This window comes from Agromyces sp. P1_H4 (assembly GCF_056405255.1).
In genome coordinates this window covers 1-4,611 of sequence record NZ_JBFUCL010000305.1, presented here as the reverse complement: position 1 = coordinate 4,611, position 4,611 = coordinate 1, and the positions used below count along the sequence as shown (strand labels likewise).

Sequence of the window (4,611 nt, the reverse complement as noted above, 5' to 3'; positions counted from 1 at the left end):
AGCCCGCGCGGCCCGCGCCGAGCTCGTCGCCCTCTGCGAGCGCGGCATCGAGTGGAACGCCGACATGCCGCAGGGGCTCTGGGACGTCTCGAGCCTGCGTCCGGCGGCGGTGCTCGTGCTGTTCGGGGTGCTCGACCACGTGCCCGCGCGCACCGGCGGTCCCGTCGCCCGCGACCTCGACGTGCTGCTGCTGCGCCGCGCGGCGACCCTCGGCAGCCACGCGGGGCAGATCGCGTTCCCGGGCGGGCGGCTCGAGGCATCCGATGACGGACCCATCGCCGGCGCCCTGCGCGAGGCGGTCGAGGAGACCGGGCTCGATCCCGACGGCATCGAACCGCTCGGCACGCTTCCCGAGATGGCGGTGCCGGTCAGCCGGCACATCGTCACGCCCGTGCCCGCGTGGTGGACCCACCCGAGCGAGGTGGCCGCGGTCGACCACGACGAGTCGGTCGACGTGTTCCGCATCCCGGTCGCCGACCTGCTCGAGCCCGCGAACCGCGCGATCACCGTGTACACCCTCGGCGACCACACCTACCGGTCGCCCGCGTTCACCGTGGGCGACCGCATCGTGTGGGGCTTCACGGCGCTGGTGCTGTCGCGCATGTTCGACGAGCTCGGCTGGGCCGAGCCCTGGGACGCCGAGCGCATCGTCGAGCGCGACGACCTCACGCGCTGACGCACGTGCGCCGCGGGCCGACCAGCGGATGCCGCGGGCTCAGCCCCAGGCCAGGTTCACCAGCCGCTCGAAGGTGACGTAGCCGGCCCGGGCGAACGCCGCGGCCATGGGCACGTTGCCCACGTCGGTGGAGGCGCGGATGTGCGAGACCCCTGCCTCGTGGAGCACCCGGGTGCCCTCCGTCAGGATCCCGTCGATGTAACCACGTCCGCGATGCTCGGGCAGCACGCCGAGGTAGGCGATGATCGGGTGGTAGGAGTTGCGGGCCGGCACGACGAAGCCGACGATTCCGCCGGCGTCGTCGACCGCGACGCGCCACCACTCCCTGGGCGTCGTGTACCGGGCGAACTCGTCGTCGTACCAGGCCTCGGCCACCTCGCGGGGTGAGTGCTCGGCGAGCTCCTCCACGCTGTGGGCGTCGAGCGTGCCGGTGAGCACGCGCGTGGTCACGTCGAGGAACTCGGCGTCCGAGGCGAACGGCCGGAACGTGAGCCGGCCATCGGCTGCGGCCATCGGGGTGCCCGGAGTCCACTCCAGGCGGAGGCGCTCGACGACGAAGCGGGCACCGGTGCGCTCGAGCAGCTCCATGCGCAACTCGGTGCCCCGCCGCTGCACGGGATCATCGCGCCAGTCGCCGGGGAGGTAGCGCGCGAACTCGGGTGGCGTGTCGACGCCCGCGAGCACGTGCGCGGCGGCCCGTTCGAGGAGTGCCGCGCCGACCTCACGGAAGCAGTCGTCGGGGAGCGCATCGTCGACGTCGAAGATGTCGAGCTGCTCCGGTACGGCACCCTCGGTGCTCGTCCACCAGCCGATGCGCCCGAGGAGCCGGCCGTCTCGCACCCCGACCCACATCCAGTCGAGCCGCCGGCGTCCACCCGAGAGGTCGTCGGCGAGCTCGTCATTGAGCGAGTAGGGGATGCGGTTGAACAGTTCGAGCTCGTCGGCGTCCGTCAGGTGCCGGATCGTGAGATCGGCGGCGGGCTCGGCGAGGGCGGCGGAGTCGTCGGAGAGGTGTCGCATGCGTGTCGAGGCTACTGCCCGCGACCGGTGAGGCGCTGCAGTCGCTCGATCTCGGCCGAGGCCTGCGCCTTGGTGAGGTCGGCGGGGACCTCCTCGCCCGCCTCTCGCGCGAGTGTGTCGAGGTAGCTGCGCTGTGCGGCGGTCATCGGCTCGTCGCCGGTCACCCAGTCCGACGGGTCCTTGCTGGCGGCGTCGTCACCGCTTCCGCGGGAGCCGAGCATCTCGTCGGATTCCTCGACGAGGTCGTCGTCCTCGGTGTCGTCGGGCTGGCTGCTTGCGGCATTCTGGTCGGTCATGCCGCGATCGTACGAGGAGCGACCGGCACCGCTGCAGGGGCTTGCATTCGCGGCGGAGGCGTGGTCGCGTCGACGCTCAGGGGTTCGGGTTCGTCGCCTTGCCGTCGAGCCAGAGGGTGTCGGATGCGTCGCTGTGGGCGCCGTCGGTGCCGACGTGCTTCGTGCTGATCTGCGGCCCCTTCGTGATCACGTGCACGAGCGCCATGGCGTGCCCCTGGCCGAGCCCGTAGTCCTCCTTCAGCCACGCCACGATCGGCGCCGACTTGGTGGTCTCGTCGAAGCCGCGCTCGTGCGCGAGCTCGATGAACTGGCGCGGCGTGAGTCCGGTCTCCGTCTCGATGTTGTCGAGGTATGCCTGGAACGACATGCGGTGGTCCTTTCGTCAGCGGGGGTGCGTGGGGGTGTGCCATGCTCGAGCCTCGCGCTGCGGCATCCGACCCGCCAGCGTTTCGATCTGGATCGAAACTCGCTCAGGCCGCACCAACGTCGGCGGCGAGCGCCTCGCGGACCTCCTCCTCGACGAGGTCGGCGTTGATCGCCGCGCCCACGGCGTTGCCGGAACCCGACGCGATGGGCACCGAGGTGCGCGGCGACACGACGTTGCCCGCCGCCCAGAGCCCCGGCACGCTCGTGCGGCCGTCGGCATCGACCGCCACCCAGTCGACGCCGAGCTGCTCGGTCGTCGCCGCGCCCAGCGAGCGAAGCACGGCGTCGTTCGGCAGTGGCAACGGCTGCAGGAACAGCGAGTCGATCGGCACCTCGGTGCAGTCGGCGAGACGGATGCCGCTGAGCCGGCCGTGCTCGTCGGCGACGACCCGCACGACCTCGCGCGACTCCACGGCGATGCCGCGGGCGACGAGTGCCGCGTAGGCGTCGGCCGGCAACTCCGTGCCGTTCACGAAGTAGGTGATGTCGGCCGACCACTGCCGCAGGAGCTGCGCCTGGTGCAGCGCCACCGGCCCGCCGGCGAGCACGCCGATGTGGCGGTCGCGCACCTCCCATCCGTCGCAGTACGGGCAGACCACGGCGCCCGATCCCCACTGCTCGGCGAGCCCGGGAACCTCGGGCAGGCCATCGCGCACGCCGGTGGCGACGAGCAGGCGACGGGCGACGTGGCGGGTGCCGTCAGCCGCGGCGACCTCGAACCCGCCGTCGACGGGCGTCGCGCCCCCGCGCCCGCCTGGGCCCGCAGCAGCGACCTCGCCCGACTCCACGACCACCCCGTACCGCCGCACCTCCTCGCGGCCGGCGGCGAGCAGGTCGAGCGGCGACCACCCGTCGCGGCCGAGCACGCCGTGCATGTGGGCGGCGACGCCGTTGCGCGGGGCGCCTCCGTCGAGCACGAGAACCCGGCGTCGCGCGCGCCCGAGCATGAGGGCGGCGCTGAGCCCGGCGCTGCCGCCGCCGACGATGATGACATCCCACGAGTTCTGCATGTCTCCCATGCTGCGGAGCGTGCGCCGACCTGGCAACATGGTTTGCCGGAACGGCAAAGGAGGGGCGAACATGCCCGACGACCTCGACGGCGTGCTCGACGGCGTCGCCCCACGGCTGCGCGCGCTCCGGGCGCGGCGCGGACTCACGCTCGCCGAGCTCTCGGAGCACACGGGCATCTCGGTCAGCACGCTGTCGCGCCTCGAGTCGGGCGGCCGCAAGCCGACCCTCGACCTGCTCATCCGGCTGGCCTCGGTCTACCAGGCGAGCCTCGACGACCTCGTCGGCGCCCCGCAGATCGCCGACCCGCGCGTGCATCCCAAGCCCTTCTACCGCGGCGGGCGGGCGATCATCCCGCTCACGCGCGACAACCCCGATGTGCACGCCTTCAAGATGGTGCTGCCTGGGCATCCGCCCGACGAGCCCATCGCGCAGCGCGCCCACGAGGGCTACGACTGGATCTACGTGCTCAGCGGCCGCGTGCGGCTCGCCCTCGGCGACGACGAGATCGTGCTCGAGGCGGGCGAGGCCGCCGAGTTCGACACGCGCGTGCCGCATGGGCACGCCAGCGCCTCGACCGAGCCCGCCGAGATCATCAACCTGCTCAGCCGCCAGGGCGAGCGGGTGCACCTGCGCGAGGCCGGCGCGTCCTGAGCTCGCGCCCCCGGGCGATTCGAGCAGCGGATGCCGCGTGCATCGGCGTCGGCAGCGGATGCCCCGCCGCGCCGCTCCAGGCGGAGGTCAGCGCTCCTCGGGGTCGGCGCCGCGCGCCGCGCGGCCCCCGTCGACCGGGATCACCGCCCCCGAGACGAAGCCCGCGGCATCCGACAGCAGGAACGCGACCACGTGCGCCACGTCGGCGGGCTCGCCCGGCCGGCCGAGCGGATGCAGCCGGCGCACCTGCGCCTCGAACGACGCGCGGCTCGAGACCGACAGCTCGTCGAGGTGGGCCGTGTAGCGCTCGGTCACGATCGAGCCGAGGGCCACGCCGTTGCAACGGATGCCGCGGGCGCCGTAGTCCACCGCGATCGCGCGCGTCAGGCCCTCGATCGCCGCCTTCGCCGTGGCGTAGGGCAGCGCCCCGCGCACGGCGCGCTGGGCCTGGTGCGAGGAGACGTTCACGATCGCGCCGGCGACGTCGGTGCGCAGGAACTCGCCGATCGCCGCCGCCGCGCCGGCCAGCAC

General features: G+C 73.3%; 7 protein-coding genes. 2 read left to right on the top strand and 5 right to left on the bottom strand.

The annotated features are described in order from the left end of the window. The coding region (locus AC1DY2_RS15840) for an NUDIX hydrolase (RefSeq protein WP_476763294.1) at positions 1-676 on the top strand (676 nt) is incomplete at its 5' end. Between the two features lie 39 nt (positions 677-715). On the opposite strand, the gene AC1DY2_RS15835 is transcribed toward AC1DY2_RS15840, so the two are convergent. The 4 genes from AC1DY2_RS15835 to AC1DY2_RS15820 form a co-directional block, all read right to left on the bottom strand. Beyond that, on the bottom strand, positions 716-1,696 hold the full coding sequence (locus tag AC1DY2_RS15835) for a GNAT family N-acetyltransferase (protein WP_476763293.1): 981 nt from the start codon (positions 1,694-1,696) through the stop codon (positions 716-718). 11 nt (positions 1,697-1,707) lie between these two features. Next, a complete protein-coding gene (locus AC1DY2_RS15830) occupies positions 1,708-1,917 on the bottom strand; it encodes a DUF3072 domain-containing protein (RefSeq protein WP_476763295.1) in 210 nt (69 codons plus the stop codon). Positions 1,918-2,068: 151 nt separating this feature from the next. Then, on the bottom strand, positions 2,069-2,359 hold the full coding sequence (locus AC1DY2_RS15825; protein WP_476763292.1) for a DUF4287 domain-containing protein: 291 nt from the start codon (positions 2,357-2,359) through the stop codon (positions 2,069-2,071). Between the two features lie 103 nt (positions 2,360-2,462). Beyond that, positions 2,463-3,428 carry an NAD(P)/FAD-dependent oxidoreductase gene (locus tag AC1DY2_RS15820; protein ID WP_476763291.1) on the bottom strand — a complete coding sequence of 322 codons (966 nt, stop codon included), beginning with the start codon at positions 3,426-3,428 and terminating at the stop codon, positions 2,463-2,465. Positions 3,429-3,498: 70 nt separating this feature from the next. Here AC1DY2_RS15820 and AC1DY2_RS15815 point away from each other — a divergent pair, with 70 nt between their 5' ends. Then, a complete protein-coding gene (locus AC1DY2_RS15815; protein ID WP_476763290.1) occupies positions 3,499-4,080 on the top strand; it encodes a helix-turn-helix domain-containing protein in 582 nt (193 codons plus the stop codon). A gap of 87 nt (positions 4,081-4,167) precedes the next feature. Here AC1DY2_RS15815 and AC1DY2_RS15810 read toward each other — a convergent pair. Continuing rightward, on the bottom strand, positions 4,168-4,611 hold a 444-nt coding region (locus AC1DY2_RS15810), incomplete at its 5' end, for an SDR family NAD(P)-dependent oxidoreductase (protein ID WP_476763289.1).

What these genes read in the sequence shown, in the direction of transcription:
- AC1DY2_RS15830 (WP_476763295.1), bottom strand. Translation starts at nt 1,917, where the DNA reads ATGCTCGGCTCCCGCGGAAGCGGTGACGACGCCGCCAGCAAGGACCCG.
- AC1DY2_RS15825 (WP_476763292.1), bottom strand. Translation starts at nt 2,359, where the DNA reads ATGTCGTTCCAGGCATACCTCGACAACATCGAGACGGAGACCGGACTC.
- AC1DY2_RS15820 (WP_476763291.1), bottom strand. Translation starts at nt 3,428, where the DNA reads ATGCAGAACTCGTGGGATGTCATCATCGTCGGCGGCGGCAGCGCCGGG.
- AC1DY2_RS15815 (WP_476763290.1), top strand. Translation starts at nt 3,499, where the DNA reads ATGCCCGACGACCTCGACGGCGTGCTCGACGGCGTCGCCCCACGGCTG.
- AC1DY2_RS15835 (WP_476763293.1), bottom strand. Translation starts at nt 1,696, where the DNA reads ATGCGACACCTCTCCGACGACTCCGCCGCCCTCGCCGAGCCCGCCGCC.